We start from the raw sequence: 388 nt of genomic DNA on the forward strand, positions 1-388 counted from the left end.
CAGCGCCGGCCGGGCGGCCCGGGTGGTCGCGGCGCCGGACGCAAGGGCGCCGGCGCGCCCGAGGTGGTCGCCGGACGCAACTCCGTGCTGGAGGCGCTCCGCGCGGAGATGCCCGCCGAGGGCATCTACCTGGCCTCGCGCCTGGAGTCGGACGACCGCACCAAGGAGATCCTGGAGATCGCGCACGCGCGCAGCCTGCCGATGTTCGAGGCGTCCCGCGTCGACCTGGACCGGCTCACCGACGGCGCGGTGCACCAGGGCGTCGCCATGAAGGTGCCGCCGTACGACTACCGGGACGCCGACGACCTGCTCGACGTCGCGGCGGAGGCGGGCCAGCCGCCGCTGATCGTGGCGTTGGACGGCATCACCGACCCCCGCAACCTCGGGG

At 75.5% G+C, this 388-nt stretch carries 1 protein-coding gene; it reads left to right on the forward strand.

The window, feature by feature from the left end:
* A partial coding sequence (locus PROKR_RS13490; RefSeq protein WP_281171713.1) for a TrmH family RNA methyltransferase occupies nt 1-388 on the forward strand: 388 nt, incomplete at both ends.

It is taken from the genome of Promicromonospora kroppenstedtii DSM 19349 (genome assembly GCF_000515355.1).
Lineage (GTDB): Bacteria > Actinomycetota > Actinomycetes > Actinomycetales > Cellulomonadaceae > Promicromonospora > Promicromonospora kroppenstedtii.